This window comes from Plantibacter sp., from assembly GCF_059073635.1.
Genome location: NZ_JCACOF010000001.1, coordinates 465,116 through 480,681, shown reverse-complemented (window position 1 = coordinate 480,681; position 15,566 = coordinate 465,116). Strand labels below are relative to the sequence as shown.

Below are 15,566 nucleotides of genomic sequence, written 5' to 3'. Positions count from 1 at the left end.
CGAGGTGCGTAACCTGCGGGCAGGAGGTGCCACCAATGGCTACAGCAGAGAAGACCAGCAAGACCGCGAGCTCGACCCGATCGGCTCCCGGAGGGACCGGGCCGAAGCCCACCCGTCGTCAGAACGCCGAGAAGGGCTTCGTCGCGTCGAAGGAACTCGACGCGAACATGCAGGCCGTCCTCGTCGATCTCATCGAGCTGTCGATCCAGGGCAAGCAGGCGCACTGGAACGTCGTCGGACGCAACTTCCGCGACACGCACCTGCAGCTCGACGAGATCATCGACGCCGCGCGCGAATTCAGCGACACGGTCGCCGAGCGGATGCGCGCCCTGCACGCCGTGCCGGACGGACGCAGCGACGTCGTCGCCGAGACCACGACCCTGCCGGAGTACCCGCAGGGCGAGATCGACACCTCGGAGACGATCGACCTCATCACCGTCCGACTGGAGGCGACCGTCGGGACGATGCGTCGCGTCCACGACGAGGTCGACGAGGAGGACCCGACGAGCGCGGACATCCTCCACGCGATCATCCAGCAGCTGGAACAGTTCGCCTGGATGATCAGCGCGGAGAACCGGACGGCGACGCGCAGTCGCTGACCTGCAGTCGGTGACCCTGGGCGGCGCCCGACGACCACGCGTCGTCGGCAGCGCCGCCCGGTCGTTCGTCGACGACCAAGGGCCGGCGACGACTACTCGTCGTCGGCGCCGCCACCCGACGCCGTGTCCTCGCCGTCGTTCGGCTCGGAACCGTCGGAGCCCGAACCGTCGGGGATCTCCTCCGCGTCGGGACGTGAGGATGATGCAGATGCGTTCGTCATGTTCGCTTCCTTCCTGGTTGTCGCCATCGGAGATGACGTCACCAACGGTAGGCCGCGCAGCTGACCACCGGGTGGGGGTTGACGCCCCCGGTGGGCGAGACCAGCATGGCGGCTGTGATGAGCACTGACCCGCCGACCGCGGCACGCCCTGGAGCGGCGCAGACCCCCACCGGGAGTATCCGGACCCCGACGGCAACGACTCGGATCCTGGGTCATGCCGGCGCTCCGCCCGTGGCGACTCATGCTCGCCCTCAAGGTGGCGATCGCCGCGACCGCCGCCTGGTTCCTCGGCAGCCTGCTCCCGGGTGAGCTCGGAGAGTTCTCGTACTACGCGCCACTGGGCGCGCTCGTCAGCCTCACCCCGACGCTCATGGACTCCGTCCGCTCCAGCATCCAGACCCTCGTCGGGCTGGGGCTCGGCATCGGCCTGGCCTGGGCGCTCATCGTCTCGCCCGCTCCCGGCTGGGTGTCCGTCGCGTTGTCGGTGGGCCTCGGGACGCTGCTCGCCGGGCTGCCCGGCCTCGGACAGGGGCGCGACTACGTGCCGATCGCCGCGCTCTTCGTGATCATCATCGGCGGTGCCAACGCGAACGACTTCTCGGCGGGCTATCTGGTGCAGATGGCGCTCGGCGTGCTCGTCGGACTGCTCGTGAACCTGCTCATCATGCCGCCCCTGTTCGTGCGCGAGTCCGCCGCCGGCATCGCTGCGGCCCGGGCGCGGATGGTCGACGCGCTCCGCAGCATGGCGAACACGATGCGGGCCGAGGAGACACCGTCGCCCGACGACCCGCCCGCGTGGGACGCCGCGCTGAGCACCATCCGGCACGACATCGACGCTGCCCGACGACTCGTCCGGGACGCGGCCGAGAGCCGACGGGCGAACCCGCGGACGCGATGGAACAAGCACGACTTCCGGGGCGACGAGGGGGCGCTCGCCGCGCTCGAACGCATCGCCCCGGCCGTCGTCGACATCGGGGACGCCCTCCGAGCCGCGCTCTGGGGGATCCCGGTGCCGGTCCGCCTCGGGCCGGAGGTGCGGTCGACGCTGGCCGAGGCGCTGGACGCCGCAGCGGACCTCGTCGACGCGGCGATCGACGACGAACGGCTTCCCGAGGCGCTCCGGACCGCGGACCAGGCGCTCGTCGCCTTGCGGAGCGCGGTCAGGTCCGCACACGTCGATGCGGTGAACCGGGCGGCAGCCCAGACGGACTCCGATGAGGAACCACCGGCCGATCCCGCCGACGACCCCGGAGGGGAGAACCTGCTCTTCTCCCTCCGGCGCATCTACGCGGAGGTCGAGAGTTCGAAGCGGACCGACCGCTCGGAGTGAGTGACGCGCACGGGACCACGAGCGACGGGACGCCCCGCGCAAGGCAGGACGTCCCGTCGTCGGTCGGTGTCGGCGTCAGAGGATCGGCTTGCCGCCCGTCACGGCGATGACCGCGCCGGACATGTAGCTTCCCTCGTCGGAGGCCAGCAGCACGTATGGCGGCGCGACCTCGGCCGGCTGACCCGGGCGGCCGAGCGGGGTGTCCGTCCCGAACGACTCGACCTTCTCCGGCGGCATCGTCGACGGGATGAGCGGCGTCCAGATCGGGCCCGGTGCGACGGCGTTCACGCGGATGCCCTTGCCGCCGAGCATCTGCGCGAGCGAGGCCGTCATGCTCGCGAGACCCGCCTTGGTCATCGCGTAGGGCATGAGCTGCGGCGACGGCGAGTCCGCCTGCACCGAGCTGGACGTGATGATCGAGGAGCCGGGGGCCATGTGTGGGACGGCCGCCTTGCTCAGGTGGAAGAACGCGCTCAGGTTGGTGGCGAGCGTGTGGTCCCACTCCTCGTCGGGGATCTCGTCGAGGCTGTCGCGCGTCATCTGGTAGGCGGCGTTGCTCACGAGGATGTCGACCTTGCCGAACCGTTCGACCGTCGCGCGCACGATCTCGCGACAGTGCTCCGGGCTCGTCAGATCGCCGCCGATGCTGAGGGCGGTGCGGCCGGCCTCCTCGACCCACCGCACGGTGTCGGCGGCGTCCTCGTCCTCGTCGAGGTAGCTGACGACGACGTCGGCACCCTCACGGGCGTAGGCGATCGCGACGGCCTTGCCGATGCCGCTGTCGCCGCCGGTGATGATCGCGACCTTGCCCTCGAGCTTGCCCGAGCCCCGGTAGCTCGTCTCGCCGTGGTCGGCCTGCGGGGTGAGTTCGCCTTCGGTCCCGGGCGGCTGCTGCTGCTGAGCTGGCTGGTTCATGGTGTTCCTCTCCTGTGCTGCTTCGGAAGTCGGCATGCTGTGGATGCGGTCCCTCCAGCCAAGCCGACCGGGAAGATCCGCCTCCAGGGGTTGACGTCCGGCCCGGGCGAGGCGATGCTGCGCTAGCAGTCGGGTGCGGCGCCCGCCAGCCTCGGGGATTCCCGGGTGCGCCTCGTAGGGTGAGGCGCATGACCGCACCCGGCGAGGAACTCCGCTCCTATGCACCGATCGGTGACGGTCGCACCGTCGCCCTCATCGGATTGCGTGGCCAGGTCGACTGGCTGCCGATCCCCGACCTCGGCTCGATGCCCGTGTTCGCGCGACTCCTCGACGACGACACCGGCGGTTGCATCGAGCTCGAACCACAGTCGGGGAGTACACGGTCACCCGTCGGTACGTCGCCGACACCAATGTGTTGAAGACGACGTTCACGACCGAGCACGGCCGCGCCACCATCACCGATGCACTCGTCACCGGGATCGCCGGCCGGCTGCCGTGGGCGGAGCTGGCCCGTCGCATCGACGGCGTGTCCGGCACGGTCGAGTTCGCATGGCGCGTCCGCCCGGGGACGGCGCTCGGCACGGCGTCGCCGTGGATCCAGGACAGCACCGGTGGCCCGATCATCCGCTCCGGCGCCACCACCATCGCGGTGGTCGGCGACGAGCACGGGCCGGAGCAGGTGGAGGTCGACGGCTCGATGCCCTCGGAGCTGTCCGGCCGCTTCACGACCAGCGAGGGCTCCCGGCACCTGCTCATCGTCGTCGCGACCCACGGCGAACCGATCCACCTGCCGGTGCCCGCCAACGTGGACGTCGGCATCGACCGGACCATCAAGAACTGGCGGGACTGGTCCCGGGCGTTCTCCTACGACGGTCCATGGGGCGACCAGGTGCAGCGCAGCGCACTCGCCCTGAAGCTCCTCATCTTCAGCCCGACCGGGCGCGATCGCGGCGGCCGCGACGACGTCGCTCCCCGAGAACCCGCGTGGCGCCAAGAACTGGGACTACCGCTTCGCCTGGGTGCGCGACCTCGCCTACACGGCACATGCGCTCGTGCGCTTCGGACTCCGCGAGGAGACCCACGCCGCGGTGTCGTGGCTGCTGCGCACCATCCGCGAGAACGGGCCGGAACTGCACATCTTCTACGGACTCGAGGGCGGTGTCCCCGAGGGGGTCGTCGAACGCGACGTCGCCGGCTGGCGCGGGATCGGACCGGTGGTCAGCGGGCAACCCTGCGCAGGGGCAGTTGCAGCTCGGCGTGTACGGCGACCTGTTCGCGATCTGCCGCACCTACGTCGACGCCGGCAACGTGCTCGACGTCGAGACCGGCCGGCTCCTGGCCGAGGTCGCCGACCGCACCTGCGACCTGTGGCGCAACCGCGACGCCGGCATGTGGGAGCTGCCCCAGGAGGAGCACTACGTGTCGTCGAAGATGGGCTGCTGGCAGGCCCTCGGCGACGCCGTGCACCTCGCCGAGCTCGGCCAGGTCGTCGGGCAGTGCCGATCGGTGGCGTGCCGAGCAGACGCGCATCCGCGAGTGGATCGAGGAGCACGGCTGGAACGAGGAGCGCGGGGCGTACGTGATGCACCCCGGGCAGCGACGACCTCGACGCCTCGGTGCTGCTGCACGCGATGAGCGGGTTCGACCAGGGCGAGCGGATGTCGTCGACGATCGACGCGCTGACCGCCGAACTCGGCGAGGGTGCGCTCCTGTACCGCTACTCGGGGGTGCAGCAGGAGGAGCACACCTTCGTGGCGTGCGCGTTCTGGCGGGCCTCCGCGCTCGCCTGCGTCGGACGTCACGACGAGGCGATCGCGGCGATGGAGGAACTCGTCGGCATGACGAACGACGTGGGGATCCTCGCCGAGATGATCGACGCGGCCACGGGGGAGCACTGGGGCAACCTGCCGCAGGCGCTCAGCCACCTGGCGCTGATCAACGCGGCCCTGACGATCGCGGAGCTCACGGACAAGGGCTGACCGCCAGGATCCCTGAAGCCGCATCCCCCGGTCCCTGAAGCCGCATCCCCCGGTCCCTGAAGCCGCATCCCCCGGTCCCTGAGCTTGTCGAAGGGCACGGAGTAACCCCTCGGCCTCGGGAATGCAAGCCCCGGGGGTCCACCTCCTGCGGTCCGTAGCGTTGCAGCGATGGATGTACAGCCACAGGTCTTCCGAGACACCCCCGCGATCCTCGTCGAGAGCATCTGGTGGGACGCGCGCACCGACGAGGTCGTGTGGGTCGACATCACCGCGGGCACCCTCCATCGTGGTCGCCTCGACGGCGCCGTCGACGGCAGTGACGACCGCGTCACCGAACTCCCGCCGCCCGTGAGTGCCGTCCAACCCCGCGCGGCCGGCGGCACTGAGCGATCTGGTGGGATCGCATCGTCACGCTCGACGACGACGGCCTCATCGCCGAGACCCTCGCGCGGCTCGACCACGCCCACCCCGGCATGCGGAGCAACGAGGCGAAGGTCGACCCGTTCGGACGGTTCCTCGTCGGCTCGATGGAGGAGACCGGCGACACGTCCGATGCCGCGCTGTACCTCCTCGACGACACCGGCCTGCGGACGCTGCTCGGCGGCTTCGGTGTCACCAACGGCTTCGAGTGGTCGGACGACGGCCGCACCGTCTACGTGACCGACACCCCGGTGAAGACCGTCTACCGGGCCTCCTACGGCGAGGACGGCCGTCTCGGCCCGCTCGAGCCGTTCCTCGTGGACTACGACTCGGACGGCCTCGCCCTCGACACCGACGGCCGGTTCTGGAACGGCGTCTCCGGGTCCGGCACCGTCCTCTGCTGGAGCCCCGAGGGCGCGGTCGAGGACCACCTCGCGGTCCCGGTGCCCAACGTCACGTCCGTCGCGTTCGGCGGCCCGGACCTCTCGACGCTCTTCGTCGGTACCGCCCGGGAGGGCCTCGACGAGGACACTGGCGCGCGCACTCCTGAGCGGCGCGATCTTCCGCTTCGACGGCCTCGCCACCGGACGACCGGTCGGCGTGTACGGAGCGCGTGCCGCGGCGCCGCGCCCCACCTCGGGCACCACCGGACAGGAGGACTGACATGGACCTCGGCATCACCGACCGCACCGCCCTGATCACCGGAGCCGACTCCGGCATCGGGTGGGCGACGGCCCGCCTGCTCCTCGCGGAGGGCGTCACCGTCGTCATCACCGACCGCGACCAGGACGAACTCGACGACGGCCGCGGCGAAACTCGACGCCCCTGCCGGCAGGCTCCACGCCTTCGCCGCCGACATCACGAGCGTCGACGAGCTCGCCACGCTCCACGACCGGGTGCAGGAGGCGGTCGGCGACATCGACATCCTCGTGCAGTCCGCCGGCGTCACCGGGGCGCAGGGCCTGTTCCACGAGATCGACGACGAGGGCTGGACGCAGACGATCGAGACGGACCTCCTCGGGCCCACCCGGCTCGTCCGCCAGTTCCTGCCGTCGCTGCGGACGGGCGGTTGGGGTCGGCTCGTGTTCGTCGCCTCCGAGGACGCTCAGCCCTATGACGACGAACTGCCCTACTGCGCGGCGAAGGCCGGCATCCTGGCACTCGCCAAGGGACTGTCCCGCTCCTACGCCACCGAGGGTCTGCTCGTGAACGCCGTCTCGCCGGCCTTCATCCACACGCCGATGACCGACGCGATGATGGCGAAACGCGCCGAGCAGCGGGGGACGGACACGGCGGAGGCCATCGAGTCCTTCCTCGCGGACGAGCGCCCCTACCTGGAGCTCCAGCGACGCGGCGAACCGGAGGAGGTCGCGGCCGTCATCGCCTTCCTCTGCTCCGACCGCGCCTCGTTCGTCAACGGTTCGAACTACCGCGTCGACGCGGGCTCCGTCGCCACCATCTGACCGACCCGTGGCCGGTCCACCCGGACCGCTCACTCCAGACCACCGCACGAAAGGAACGCATCATGGCAGACGACCAGTACACCTTCACCGATCCGTCCAAGCTCTACGCCGACATCACGGCGGAGCAGCAGCACCAGCCCGAGCCCGGGCTGGACGCCGAGCTCGACCCGAAGGCCGACCTCGGCGAGAAGAGCTACCGCGGCTCCGGCAGGCTCACCGGCCGCAAGGCGCTCATCACCGGTGGCGACTCCGGCATCGGCGCGGCCACCGCGATCGCCTTCGCCCGCGAGGGCGCGTCCGTCGCGCTGTCCTACCTTCCCGAGGAGGAGGAGGACGCGCAGCGCATCGCCGGCATCCTGCAGGACGCCGGTGCGACCGTGCTCACCCTGCCCGGCGACCTCCGCGACCCGGCCTACTGCCGCGACCTCGTGGAGCGCGCGGTCGAGGGCCTCGGCGGCCTCGACATCCTCGTGAACAACGGCGGCAAGCAGAAGTTCAACGAGGACCTCACCACCCTGACGGACGAGCAGTTCGACGACACCTTCAAGACCAACGTCTACGCGATGTTCTGGATCACGAAGGCCGCCCTGCCGCACCTCCCGGCCGGTTCGTCCATCATCAACACGACGTCGATCCAGGCGTACTCGCCGTCGGACATCCTCGTCGACTACGCGTCCACGAAGGCGACCATCAACGCCTTCACGAAGGCGCTGGCGCAGCAGCTCGCGCCCAAGGGCATCCGCGTCAACGCGGTCGCTCCCGGCCCGATCTGGACGCCGCTCCAGGTCTCGGACGGACAGCCGCAGGAGAAGATCGCCGAGTTCGGCGAGGACACCCCGCTCGGCCGCATGGGCCAGCCGGCGGAGCTCGCGCCCGCCTACGTGTTCCTCGCGTCGGCGGAGTCGAGCTACGTGCTCGGCGAGACCCTGAACGTCAACGGCGGTATGCCCACGCCGTAACCCCGTCCCACCCCACAGCAGCCCGCGAACTGTCAGTTCCGGCTAGTCAGACGCCGTCCGACTAGCTTCTTCTGACAGTTCGCGGGCTGTTTGGGTCAGTCCGTGCGGTCCGCTGCACGTCGGACGCGACGGCCCTCGAGGGCGTCCTTCGCGTCGCGGTCGGCGAGCGCCTTGATCGCGGCGTCCGACCGCAGGGGCAGCTGCAGCTCCTGCTCCGCGGCGACACCCGAGGCGAGCTGGCGGCCACGCTGGATCTCGATGTCGAGCTGGGCACCGAACAGCAGTGCGAGGTTCGCGATCCAGATCCACAGCAGGAAGATGATGATGCCGGCGAGCGAGCCGTAGGTGGCGTCGTAGTTGCTGAAGTTGGCGATGTAGAAGCCGAACCCGACCGAGGCGATGAGCAGGATCAGGAGTGCGGTGAGCGCACCGATGCTGATCCAACGGAACTTCTCCGGCTTGATGTTCGGCGTCGCTGAATACAGCACGGCGATGACGAAGACGAGCGCGGCGGCCATGACCGGCCACTTCGCGATCGACCAGACCGTGAGGCCCGTCTCACCGAGACCGACCGCCTGTCCGATGGCCTGCGCGACCGGGCCGGACACGATGAGTGCGAGGGCGATCACCGAGATGACGAGCAGGACGACGAGGGTCACGCCGAGCTGCGTCGGACGCAGCGACCAGATCTTGCGACCCTCCTCGACCCCGTACATGCGGTTGAGCGCGCGACCGAAGCCGCCCACGTAGCCGGATGCCGACCACACGGCACCGGCGATACCGGCGATGAGGGCGAAGCCGATCGCCGGTGACTCGACGAACTGGTTCACCGCGTCGGTCAGGAAACCGAGGCTGTCGCCCGGGGCGAGGTTGCCGACGATCTCGAGGAGGGCGTCGGTGCCGCTGCGGCTCTGTCCGAAGAGGCCGAGGATCGAGACGAGCGCCAGGACGGCCGGGAAGAGCGACAGGATCGCGAAGTAGGTGAGCCCCGCGGCGAGGTCGGTGCACTGGTTCGAGGTGAAGGAGTGCAGCGTCCGCTTCAGGACGTAGCCCCAGGGGACGGGGACGCGCTGGGGGTTCATCGTCTCTTCCGCGTGGTCCGCATCGCGGTTCCGCGGATCGTCCGGCGTGCTGCGCTCGAGACGGTCCTCCTTGGTGGGTTCAGACACGGTGCCCTCGGTTCGCACGCCACAGCAGGACACCGGCACCGACGACCGCGACCGAGGCGACGACGATGGCGGTGGTGCGCAGGTGGTACGCCACGGCGGTGCGGACGTCGAACTTCTGGAAGAGGAGGTCGAGCGTCTGCGCGAGGTGCTCACGCGTCTGCTCGACGTCGAGCTGCAGGGTGTTCAGACCGGCGCCCTCGGGGGGAGTGGGGCGGGCGAGATCCTGGTCGCTCATGCTGCGGCCTCCTTGGTGTCGTGCTTCGAGTCGTGCTGCTGGTGCTCCGCGAGGTGGTCGCCGGTGAGGGCTTCGACACTGCGCTCGGGAACGGGCTTCGCGCCGGCCTTGAGCTTCTTGACGCCGACGAGCGCCAGGATCCCGGCGACGAGGATGAGGACGACGCCGACGATGAGGGCGGCGAGCCAGGCGGGGAGCACGGTGGCGAGTCCGAGGACGGCTGCCGCGATGAGCGTCCCGAAGCCGAAGAGCACGAGCACCAGGGCGACGACGAGCATTCCCGCGCCGATCCCGAGGTCCTTGGCCTTCTTCGTCATCTCCGCCTTGAACAGGGCGATCTCGCCCGTGACGAGGCGGACGACGTCCTCGCGGAGGTCGGTGAGGAGGGTCTTCATGGGAGGAAGTCCGCGGCGACTCCGTCTGCGGTCGGCCGCGCTGCTGGCATCGGTCATGTGAGCACTCTTCTCGTTGTGGTCCTCCAGCCCACACCCCTCTCGCGCGCGAGACAAGGGCTTGACAGGCGTGTCGGCCGATCGCGGAATACGGCGACACTCAATTGGTTACATCTACAAGTAAACGGGGTAGCCTGTACCGACCCCATCACCCGATCGGAGACCGAATGTCCGCTGTGCTCGACGAGCGTCTGCTCGCCCCGGAGACGTCGATGGGCGCGGTCACGCTCCGCGTCGGCGACCTCGACCTCATGTCCGGCTACTACGCCAACGCCTTCGCGATGGAGCCGCTCGAGGAGCGCAGCCGCGACCGCGAGGTGCACCGGGTGCTCGGTCGTGGCGACACCCCGCTCGTGCGGCTCGTGCACACGCCAGACCTGCCGGCCGTCGACCGGCGGCAGGCCGGCCTGTTCCACACGGCGTTCCTGTTCGAGGACGAGTCGAGCCTCTCGGCGACGGTCTATCGGGCCGCGCAGGACCCCCGCGGACAGTTCGTCGGGTCGAGCGACCACTTCGTGAGCGAGGCGTTCTACTTCACCGACCCGGAGGGGAACGGCGTCGAGCTGTACACGGACCGCCCGCGCAGCAGCTGGGTGCGCTCGGGCGACCAGATCGCCATGACCACCACCTACCTCGACCCGAACGCCTACCTGCAGCGGCACCTCACGGAGGACGCCCTCGGCGCCGGGCCCTCGTTGGCCGGTGCCGTCGGGCACGTGCACCTGCAGGTCGGAGACCTCCAGACCGCCCGAGCCTTCTACGTCGACGCCCTCGGATTCGAGACGACGCAGACCGAGTACCCCGGCGCGATCTTCGCCTCCGCCGGCGGGTACCACCACCACATCGCGATGAACGTCTGGAACAGCCAGGGCGCCGGTCCTCGCGCGGCCGCCCTCGGCCTCGGCGACGTGTCGATCACCGTCCCCGACCTCGCGAACCTCGATACGCTGGCCGCGAGGCTGCGCGCCCGCACGATCCCCTTCGACGCGGACGGTCGTTCCGTGACCGTCTCCGACCCGTGGGGGACCCGCGTGACCGTGGCCCTGCCCGACCTGTCGACCGAGGAGCTGCTGTCCCGATGACCACCGCACTGCGCGACGTCCGTTCCGCCGACTGGGCCGACGCCGCGTCGTCCGCTCCCGTCGTCGCGGTGCTCCTCCACGGCTACGGCTCCAACGAGCACGACCTCACCGGTCTCGTCGGGCCGCTCGCGCTCGGCATGCCCTGGGTGTCGCTGCGCGCGCCGCTCGAGATGGGCCACGGTGGCGCGGCCTGGTTCGAGATCACGACGCCGGGCAACCCGGACCCGGAGCCGATCGCCCGCGCCACGGACGCCGTCTGGGGCTGGATCGACGAGCACGTGTCGGCCGAGGCGCGCGTCGTGCCCATCGGCTTCTCGCAGGGCGGCTTCATGGCCTCGCAGCTGCTGCGCACGCGACCCGAGCGGGTCGTGGCGCCGGTCATCCTCGCCGGGTTCGTGCTGAGTGCGCCGCAGCCCGGCGACGAGGTGCTGGCGGCGACGAAACCCGCGGTGTTCTGGGGACGGGGTCTCGAGGACCGCGTCATCGCCGCGCCGGCCGTCGCGCGCGACCGCACGCCTGGTTGCCGCTGCACACGACCCTCACCGAGCGCACCTACCCGGGCCTCGCCCACGGGATCGACCAGGCCGAGATCGACGACGTCCGTGGGTTCCTCGGCGAGCACGTCGGCTGATCTGTCACCACAGTCGCTCAGGTCGTCGCCTCCGCGGGCATCACCACCTGCGGTCGCACGTGCTCGTAGACGACGCTCGTCCGGACGTCCGCGACCTCCTCGCGCTCGGTGAGCTTGTCGATGACGAAGGCGTAGAGCGCGTCGTTGTCGGTGACGGCGACCTGGAGCAGGAAGTCCTCGTTCCCGGAGACGACGAAGACGCCGATGGTCTCGGGGAGGGTGATCGCCCAGCTGCGGAACGCGTCGATGTTGACGCGCGACGGCGGTCGGATCCGGATCGCGATGAGCGCCTGGACCGAGCGACCGAGCGACGGCAGATCGACGTCGAGTCGCGCGCCGCGGATGACGCCGCGGCGGTACAGGCCGCGGGTCCGGTCGAGCGCAGTGGTGGGCGAGACGCCGACCGCGGCAGCGATGTCCCGGTTGGTGCGCCGTGCGTCGCGCTGCAGTTCGCGCAGGATCGCCGTATCAAGTTCGTCCATGCGGTCGATTGTGCCAGTTCGTCCGGACGATGTACGGGGTCGAATTCGTTGTGGTGCCGCTCGACATAGCCTGATGGTCGATTCACGTACGACATCAGGGAGAGACATGACGGAACAACAGCTCGTCGGCTTCGCGCCGGAGGAGATCGACACGGCGGCGCCCACGCGGTCCGCCCGGCTGAAGTGGGTCGTCGTCGTGCAGCAGGACCTCCCGGCCGGTCGAGCCGTGAATGCGGCGGCCTGCGTCGCTGCGGCGATCGGAGCCCGCGTGCAGGGACTCCTCGGGCCGGACGCCCTCGATGCCGACGGCTCGGCTCATCCCGGACTGCCGTGGGCCGGGTGCAGCGTGTTGTCCGCTCCGGCTGAGCAACTGGCGGCGATCCGGGCCAAGGCGGCGGGCTCGGACGGCGTGCTCGTCGTCGACATGCCGGAAGCGGCCCAGCTCACCCGGGTCTACGACGAGTATCTCGAAGCAGTGGCGGCGACCGCGCCGGACGCACTCGCCCCGCTGGCCGTCGCGCTGGTCGGGCCGCGCAACCGGGTGGACCGGATCGTCGGGCGACTGCCGCTGCTGGCCTGAAAGCGCACGCGTCAGGGCTTGAGGGAGGTGGGGTGCGGCGGGCTGGCTAGGGTTGGCGGGTGAGCACCACCGTCCATCCCCCGCAGGTCGCGCCGTCCGCAGCCGTCGTCACCGCCAGCCGCGTGATGTACCTCCTGATCGCCGTGATCATCGCGATCTCGCTCGTCATCCAGATCGTCCTCGTCATCACCGGCGGCGCCGACGCCCGCTCGGGCGGCGTGGACATGTCCGTCGGACTGGCGACCCGCTTCGCTCGCATCTTCAGTGCGTTCACGATCCTCAGCAACCTCATCGTGCTCGCGGTGTCCGTCCTGCTGGCGATCGACCCCCTGCGTGACGGTCGGCTCTGGCGGGTCGCGCGGCTCGACGCCCTGCTCAGCATCGTCATCACCGGCATCGTGTACGCGGTGGTGCTGGCGCCGCAGGTGAACCTCACGGGGTGGGCGCTCGTCATCACGATCGGGTTCCACTACCTGTCCCCGTGGCTCACGCTCGGCGCCTGGCTCGTGTTCGGTCCGCGTCCGCGCTTCACCTGGAGCACCGTCGCCTGGGCGTTCCTCTGGCCGCTCGCCTGGGTGGTCTTCACCTTCATCCGTGGCGGCATCACCGGCTGGTACCCCTACCCCTTCCTCGATGCGACGCAGCTCGGCTTCGACGGTGCCGTCCGGAACGCGCTCATGGTGCTCGTGGTCGCGATCGTCTTCGCCGTGCTGCTCAAGCTCGTCGACCGGGTGCTGCCCGCCGCGCTCCGCCGCTGAGGTGAGGCACCTGGTCGCCCGGCGGTGTTCCGGGCGACCATCTGCCTCACCTCAGCCTGCGGCCCGACTCACGGGTGCAGGACCACCTTCCCGTTGAGCGTCCGCGACTCGGCGAGCTCCATGGCGGCGACGATCTCGGTGAGGGGGAACCGGGCGGCGATGTTGGCCGTGATGTCACCGTGCTCGAGGAGCCGGAAGACCTCGCCGAGGTCGGCCTCCAGGCGGCGGCGGAACCTGGCGGGACGGAGGCGGTGGCCTGCCCACAGGTCGTAGAAGGTCGAGCTGCGGCCGTTCGGGAGGGCCGTCCAGAGCAGCGCCTGACCGATCGCCAGCAGGAACGGCGCCATCAGCGGTCCCGTGCCGCCCATCGTGGTGATGATCGAGTAGGTCACGAGCGTGCCGCCGCGGGCGAGGAGCCCGAAGGCCGTGCGGGTCGTCTCGCCGCCGACGTTGTCGAAGACGGCGTCGACCCCGTTCGGCGCCAGCTCGCGAACCCGTGCCCCGAGCTCGGGGTCCGCGTAGTCGACGGGGATGACGCCCGCCGCGCGGAGTGCCTCGTGATGCCGGGGCGACGCCGCACCGATGACCCGGACGCCGTGGAGTCGCGCCAGCTGGATGAGGATTCCGCCGACGCCCCCGTTCGCACCGAACAACAGGATGGTCTGGCCCGGCTGGACCCGCGCAGCGCGATGCAGCATCTGCCACGCGGTGACGCCGTTCACGACGACCGTCTCGGCGTCCTCTGAGCTCACCCCGTCCGGCACGAGGATGCTGTCGCGCGCGGCCACGACGGCGTGGGTCGCCCAGGCGCCCGTCTTGGTCAGGGTCGCGACCCGTTTGCCGATGAGGGTCGCGTCACCTCCGGTGCCGACCTCGAGCACCCGTCCGACGAGGTCGTATCCCGGGACGAACGGGAACGCCGGTTGGCCGAAGTACCGGCCCTTGCGCATCGACTGCTCGGCGAAGGAGACCCCGGTGGCCTCCATCTCGACCAGAAGCTGGCCGGCGTCGGGAGTCGGCGTCGGCACGGTGGCCAGTTCGAGGCCGGCCGGCTCGACGAGGCCCGGCAGGACGACCTGGGTGGTGGTCGCGGATGGTGTGGTGTGCATGATGTGTTCCGATCTCGTGATGGTTGTGTGTGACTGAACAGTCACAACTGTGGGTACGAAAAACAGCAGGTGCGGTCGGTGGCTCTGAGTCGATCAGTCGTGCCGGATGCCGTGGTCGACGACGCGCGCCCAGTCGGCGTCGACGTCGCCGAGGCCCGCCTGCACGACGAGGTGACAGAGCTGCCCGTAGGCGAGACTGCGCTGGACGGCGCCGGCGTCCGCCCCGGAGTCACGGGACATGACGCGCACCACGAGTGCGAGCCCGGAGCGGACCGCCTCCTGGATCTCGGGGACGTCGCAGGCGCTCTGTGCGTGCACCTGGAGGGCGATGAGACTGCGGTCGCGGATGAGCTCGATGTACGCCTGGGTCATCGCGTCGAGCTTGTCGTCCGGGCTCCACTCCGGGTGGTCCTCGACGGCTGCGGACATCGCGTTCGCGACCTGCTCGTAGCAGTGCTCGACCGCGGCGACGAAGAGGCCGAGTTTGCCGTCGAACAGGCGGAAGACGTAGGCGGGGGAGATCTTGGCCGCGGCAGCGACGTCCGCGACGGGGGTGGCGCGGTAACCGGCGATCGAGAAGACCTCCACCGCACTCGCGATGGTGCGGACGCGTTGGTCCTCGGCGGTCGATCGGCTCATGTGACTGATTGAACACGAACAAGCGATACCCGTCAAGCACCCGTGTCAGGATGGGGCATGCCCGTCGTCGAATCCCGCTGCACCGTGCCCGTCCCGCCCGACGTCGCGTTCGCGATCTCCCAGACCACCGGCGAGACCCGGATGCGCTGGGATCCGTTCATCCGGAGGCAGTACTTCCTCGACGGCGCGAAGGAGGCCGCCAAGGGCGTCCGCACCTTCACCGTCCAGCGGTTCGGGTTCCGGATGGTCAGCGAGTACGTGTCGTACCACCCGCCGACCAACGTCGGTATGAAGATGACGAAGGGCTCATGGTTCTTCGAGCGGCTCGCCGGCGGCTGGCGCTTCAGCCCGGTGGAGGGCGACGACCAGCGCACCCTCGCCGTCTGGCGCTACAACTTCACGTGCAAGCCGCGGTGGCTGGCGCCGATCGCCGAGCGCATCGGTGCGATCGTCCTGCAGCGCGACATCGACCGCCGCATCCGAGGCTTCGCGCGCGGCTGCGAGGATCCCGCCGTGCTCGCCGCGGTCGCTGCAGCGGACTGA

At 70.2% G+C, this 15,566-nt stretch carries 20 protein-coding genes and 3 pseudogenes; 15 read left to right on the top strand and 8 right to left on the bottom strand.

The window, feature by feature from the left end:
* The first annotated feature begins 35 nt into the window (after positions 1-35).
* Positions 36-599 carry a Dps family protein gene (locus tag AC5JOC_RS02385; protein WP_411557720.1) on the top strand — a complete coding sequence of 188 codons (564 nt, stop codon included), beginning with the start codon at positions 36-38 and terminating at the stop codon, positions 597-599.
* 92 nt (positions 600-691) lie between these two features.
* Here AC5JOC_RS02385 and AC5JOC_RS02380 read toward each other — a convergent pair whose 3' ends face one another.
* The gene (locus tag AC5JOC_RS02380) at positions 692-820 is read right to left on the bottom strand and encodes a hypothetical protein (RefSeq protein WP_255377977.1); all 129 of its coding nucleotides are present in this window, start codon (positions 818-820) and stop codon (positions 692-694) included.
* 214 nt (positions 821-1,034) lie between these two features.
* On the opposite strand from AC5JOC_RS02380, the gene AC5JOC_RS02375 reads away from it, so the two are divergent.
* Positions 1,035-2,150 carry an aromatic acid exporter family protein gene (locus tag AC5JOC_RS02375; RefSeq protein ID WP_494245098.1) on the top strand — a complete coding sequence of 372 codons (1,116 nt, stop codon included), beginning with the start codon at positions 1,035-1,037 and terminating at the stop codon, positions 2,148-2,150.
* 75 nt (positions 2,151-2,225) lie between these two features.
* Here AC5JOC_RS02375 and AC5JOC_RS02370 read toward each other — a convergent pair whose 3' ends face one another.
* Positions 2,226-3,065, bottom strand: coding sequence for an SDR family oxidoreductase (locus AC5JOC_RS02370; RefSeq protein ID WP_411557722.1), 840 nt, complete (start codon positions 3,063-3,065; stop codon positions 2,226-2,228).
* Positions 3,066-3,253: 188 nt separating this feature from the next.
* Between AC5JOC_RS02370 and AC5JOC_RS02365 the strand changes: the two genes are divergently transcribed.
* The 8 genes and pseudogenes from AC5JOC_RS02365 to AC5JOC_RS02330 all read left to right on the top strand — a co-directional run bounded on the left by AC5JOC_RS02365 (position 3,254) and on the right by AC5JOC_RS02330 (position 7,886).
* Positions 3,254-3,484 (top strand): trehalase-like domain-containing protein, encoded by a 231-nt coding sequence (locus AC5JOC_RS02365; RefSeq protein ID WP_494245096.1) that lies wholly within the window; start codon positions 3,254-3,256, stop codon positions 3,482-3,484.
* A 516-nt stretch (positions 3,485-4,000) separates the two neighbouring features.
* A pseudogene (locus tag AC5JOC_RS02360) lies at positions 4,001-4,216 on the top strand (glycoside hydrolase family 15 protein); the annotation flags it as partial.
* Between the two features lie 106 nt (positions 4,217-4,322).
* Positions 4,323-4,700, top strand: coding sequence for a glycoside hydrolase family 15 protein (locus tag AC5JOC_RS02355; RefSeq protein ID WP_494245095.1), 378 nt, complete (start codon positions 4,323-4,325; stop codon positions 4,698-4,700).
* A complete protein-coding gene (locus AC5JOC_RS02350) occupies positions 4,697-5,044 on the top strand; it encodes a hypothetical protein (protein WP_494245093.1) in 348 nt (115 codons plus the stop codon). Before AC5JOC_RS02355 ends, AC5JOC_RS02350 begins: the two co-directional genes overlap by 4 nt.
* A 473-nt stretch (positions 5,045-5,517) precedes the next feature.
* Positions 5,518-6,162 (top strand): SMP-30/gluconolactonase/LRE family protein, encoded by a 645-nt coding sequence (locus AC5JOC_RS02345; protein WP_494245092.1) that lies wholly within the window; start codon positions 5,518-5,520, stop codon positions 6,160-6,162.
* Positions 6,129-6,212 (top strand): annotated as a pseudogene (locus AC5JOC_RS02340) (ketoacyl reductase); the annotation flags it as partial. The gene AC5JOC_RS02345 and the pseudogene AC5JOC_RS02340, both read left to right, overlap by 34 nt.
* A 34-nt stretch (positions 6,213-6,246) precedes the next feature.
* Positions 6,247-6,927, top strand: a pseudogene (locus AC5JOC_RS02335) (SDR family NAD(P)-dependent oxidoreductase); the annotation flags it as partial.
* Positions 6,928-6,989: 62 nt separating this feature from the next.
* Positions 6,990-7,886 carry an SDR family oxidoreductase gene (locus tag AC5JOC_RS02330; protein WP_411557726.1) on the top strand — a complete coding sequence of 299 codons (897 nt, stop codon included), beginning with the start codon at positions 6,990-6,992 and terminating at the stop codon, positions 7,884-7,886.
* Between the two features lie 95 nt (positions 7,887-7,981).
* Here AC5JOC_RS02330 and AC5JOC_RS02325 read toward each other — a convergent pair whose 3' ends face one another.
* From AC5JOC_RS02325 to AC5JOC_RS02315, 3 genes are read right to left on the bottom strand one after another with little or no spacing between them, the layout of a single operon-like run.
* Positions 7,982-9,055, bottom strand: a complete 1,074-nt coding sequence (locus AC5JOC_RS02325) for a YihY/virulence factor BrkB family protein (protein ID WP_494245091.1) — start codon at positions 9,053-9,055, stop codon at positions 7,982-7,984.
* Positions 9,048-9,290 carry a DUF3618 domain-containing protein gene (locus AC5JOC_RS02320; RefSeq protein WP_064297084.1) on the bottom strand — a complete coding sequence of 81 codons (243 nt, stop codon included), beginning with the start codon at positions 9,288-9,290 and terminating at the stop codon, positions 9,048-9,050. The genes AC5JOC_RS02325 and AC5JOC_RS02320 overlap by 8 nt, the downstream gene beginning before the upstream one ends.
* Positions 9,287-9,742 (bottom strand): phage holin family protein, encoded by a 456-nt coding sequence (locus tag AC5JOC_RS02315; RefSeq protein ID WP_071261765.1) that lies wholly within the window; start codon positions 9,740-9,742, stop codon positions 9,287-9,289. Before AC5JOC_RS02315 ends, AC5JOC_RS02320 begins: the two co-directional genes overlap by 4 nt.
* A gap of 167 nt (positions 9,743-9,909) precedes the next feature.
* Here AC5JOC_RS02315 and AC5JOC_RS02310 point away from each other — a divergent pair, with 167 nt between their 5' ends.
* Both AC5JOC_RS02310 and AC5JOC_RS02305 read left to right on the top strand, forming a co-directional pair.
* A complete protein-coding gene (locus AC5JOC_RS02310) occupies positions 9,910-10,824 on the top strand; it encodes a VOC family protein (protein WP_079704870.1) in 915 nt (304 codons plus the stop codon).
* Positions 10,821-11,567: an alpha/beta hydrolase gene (locus AC5JOC_RS02305; RefSeq protein WP_494245088.1), complete on the top strand. Its 747-nt coding sequence runs from the start codon at positions 10,821-10,823 to the stop codon at positions 11,565-11,567. The genes AC5JOC_RS02310 and AC5JOC_RS02305 overlap by 4 nt, the downstream gene beginning before the upstream one ends.
* On the opposite strand, the gene AC5JOC_RS02300 is transcribed toward AC5JOC_RS02305, so the two are convergent.
* On the bottom strand, positions 11,473-11,937 hold the full coding sequence (locus AC5JOC_RS02300) for an Lrp/AsnC family transcriptional regulator (protein WP_079704872.1): 465 nt from the start codon (positions 11,935-11,937) through the stop codon (positions 11,473-11,475). The two genes, AC5JOC_RS02305 and AC5JOC_RS02300, sit on opposite strands and share 95 nt — an antisense overlap.
* 106 nt (positions 11,938-12,043) lie before the next feature.
* Here AC5JOC_RS02300 and AC5JOC_RS02295 point away from each other — a divergent pair, with 106 nt between their 5' ends.
* Positions 12,044-12,517 carry a DUF2000 domain-containing protein gene (locus AC5JOC_RS02295; protein WP_494245086.1) on the top strand — a complete coding sequence of 158 codons (474 nt, stop codon included), beginning with the start codon at positions 12,044-12,046 and terminating at the stop codon, positions 12,515-12,517.
* Positions 12,518-12,576: 59 nt separating this feature from the next.
* Positions 12,577-13,275: a Pr6Pr family membrane protein gene (locus AC5JOC_RS02290; protein ID WP_240043966.1), complete on the top strand. Its 699-nt coding sequence runs from the start codon at positions 12,577-12,579 to the stop codon at positions 13,273-13,275.
* A gap of 68 nt (positions 13,276-13,343) precedes the next feature.
* Here the strand turns inward: AC5JOC_RS02290 and AC5JOC_RS02285 are convergent, their stop codons facing one another.
* Both AC5JOC_RS02285 and AC5JOC_RS02280 read right to left on the bottom strand, forming a co-directional pair.
* Positions 13,344-14,384, bottom strand: a complete 1,041-nt coding sequence (locus AC5JOC_RS02285) for a medium chain dehydrogenase/reductase family protein (protein WP_494245084.1) — start codon at positions 14,382-14,384, stop codon at positions 13,344-13,346.
* Positions 14,385-14,477: 93 nt separating this feature from the next.
* Positions 14,478-15,023 carry a TetR/AcrR family transcriptional regulator gene (locus tag AC5JOC_RS02280; protein WP_079704875.1) on the bottom strand — a complete coding sequence of 182 codons (546 nt, stop codon included), beginning with the start codon at positions 15,021-15,023 and terminating at the stop codon, positions 14,478-14,480.
* A 57-nt stretch (positions 15,024-15,080) separates the two neighbouring features.
* On the opposite strand from AC5JOC_RS02280, the gene AC5JOC_RS02275 reads away from it, so the two are divergent.
* Complete coding sequence (locus tag AC5JOC_RS02275; protein WP_085512028.1) at positions 15,081-15,566, top strand: SRPBCC family protein; 486 nt, start codon at positions 15,081-15,083, stop codon at positions 15,564-15,566.